The 2,242-nt window shown below is 69.5% G+C and carries 2 protein-coding genes; both read left to right on the forward strand.

Annotated features, from left to right (window positions below; translation table 11 throughout):
* The coding region (locus tag ACFQEU_RS14780; protein ID WP_379783393.1) for a sulfite exporter TauE/SafE family protein at positions 1–494 on the forward strand (494 nt) is incomplete at its 5' end.
* Between the two features lie 3 nt (positions 495–497).
* A partial coding sequence (locus tag ACFQEU_RS14785) for a heavy metal translocating P-type ATPase (RefSeq protein ID WP_379783395.1) occupies positions 498–2,242 on the forward strand: 1,745 nt, incomplete at its 3' end.

Here is a 2,242-nt window from a genome sequence, read left to right on the forward strand (position 1 = left end):
CGGCGGTGATGGCGGTCGGCGTCCGGTACGTCCTCGGCGGCGCGACCGGCGGCGTCCACCTTCCCGGGCTTCAACGGATCACCGGCTGGCTGACGGGCCACGTCGACCGGCTCGCGAACGGACCGGGGATCGTCGGGCTCGGCGCGGTCCACGGACTGCTCCCGTGTCCGATCCTCTACCCGGCGTACCTGTACGCGTTCGCGAGCGGGTCCGCCGTCAGTGGGGGGACCGCACTGGCGGCACTCGGCGTCGGGACGATGCCGGCGGTGTTCCTGTACGGAACGCTGATCGAGCGGGTCGACGCCGTCCACCGCCGCCGGGTCCACCGGCTGCTCGGGGTCGCGTTCCTCGTGCTCGGCTACGTCCTGTTCGCGCACGGCCTGATGGCGGTCGGCGTCCACGTCCCCCACCCCGAACTGCCGTTCTGGAACCCGCTCGACGCCGGGGAGCTCGTCGGCCACGAGGCCGCCGGACACGACCACGGAGGGCACTGACCGATGAGCGAGAACGGCGCGTCCGACGACCACCCCGTCCCCGACTGCACGCTGTGTGACCTCCCGACCGAGGGGGTCAATGTCGTCGACGACGAGGGGAACCGGTTCTGTTGTAGCGGCTGTCGCGGCGTCTACGACGCGCTCGGCGACGTCGACGTGGGTGCCGAGGCGATCGCGGCGCGGCGGGACGAGAGGTCGGGAGGCGGTGATCGAACCGACATCGACGACTCCCCCGACGTCCCCGCCGACCACGAGGCGACGTTCCTCGAAGTGGACGGGATGCACTGTGCGACGTGTGAGGCGTTCATCGAGACGGTCGCGACCCGGACCGACGGGGTGAGCGCGGCGAGCGCCAGCTACGTCACGGACACGGTGAGGGTCGACCACGACCCTAACTCCGTCTCGACGGACGACATCGCGGAGGCAGTGAGCGGGCTCGGCTACAGCGCGTACTCCCGCGACGATGCGTTCTCGCGGCGACAGGCGGACAACATGGCTACCGCGCGGCTCGCCGTCGGCGTGCTCGTCGGGATGGCCGTCATGCTCCAGTACATCGTGCTGATCTACCCGACGTACTTCGCGTTCCCCTTCTACGACGAGCGGACGCTGGAGTTCATCAACGAGGCGATGGCGTCGACCTCCGGGACGTATTTCTTCATCATCATCGGGGTGCTCACGACTATCGTCCTGCTGGTCACCGGCAAACCGATCCTCAGGGGCGCGTACGTGAGCGCCCGAACGCGATCGCCGAACATGGATCTGCTCGTCGCGATCGCCGCCGTTAGCGCGTACCTCTACAGCACGCTGGCGGTCGCGCTGGTCGATGACCCCTCGATCTACTACGATGTCACCGTCGCGATCATCGTGATCGTCACCGTCGGTAACCACTACGAGACGTCAATCAAACGGCGGGCGACCGAGCTGCTCTCCGACCTCACGGCGGTCCAGGTCGACACTGCCCGACGCGTCGTCGAGGCGGAGACCGAGACACCCGAAACGGAACCAGCCACGGGCGAATCGACCGAAACGGTCGCCATCGATGACCTCGAACCGAGCGATCGCGTACTCGTCCGCGCGGGCGAGCGCGTCCCGGTCGACGGCGAAGCGCTTGACGGTCCCGCCGCCGTAGACGAGTCGGTCGTCACCGGCGAGTCGCTGCCGGTCCGAAAGGAGCCGGGCGACACGGTCGTCGGCGGCTCGGTCGTCGCCGACGGCTCGCTCACGATCGCCGTCGGGCCGGAAGCGACGTCCAGCCTCGACCGCGTCGCCGAGCTCGTCTGGGACCTCCAAAGCGGGAACCACGGCGTTCAGCAGCTCGCCGACCGGCTCGCGACCGTGTTCGTCCCGCTCGTGTTGACGATGGCCGTCCTCGTCGCCGTCGCTAACCTCGCGCTCGGCAACGGGTTCTCGACCGCGATGCTTGTCGCGCTCACGGTGCTCATCGTCTCGTGCCCGTGTGCCCTCGGGCTCGCGACCCCGCTGGCGGTCGCCGCCGGTATCCGGGACGCCCTGGAGCGCGGGATCGTGGTCGTCTCCGACGCGGTGTTCGAGTCGTCCGGCGAGGTCGACGCCGTCGTGCTCGACAAAACGGGGACGCTCACCGACGGGGAGATGCGGCTTGTCGATACGACGGTCACGGCGGGAGAGGTTACCGAGGAGGCGGTCGCAGAACGCGTGCTCGAACGGGCGGCCACGCTCGAACGCGCCTCCGCCCACCCGATCGCGGCGGCGATCGTCGACGCGGCCGG

Origin of the sequence: Halorubrum tibetense (genome assembly GCF_042661865.1) — an archaeon.
Classification (GTDB): Archaea; Halobacteriota; Halobacteria; order Halobacteriales; family Haloferacaceae; genus Halorubrum; species Halorubrum tibetense.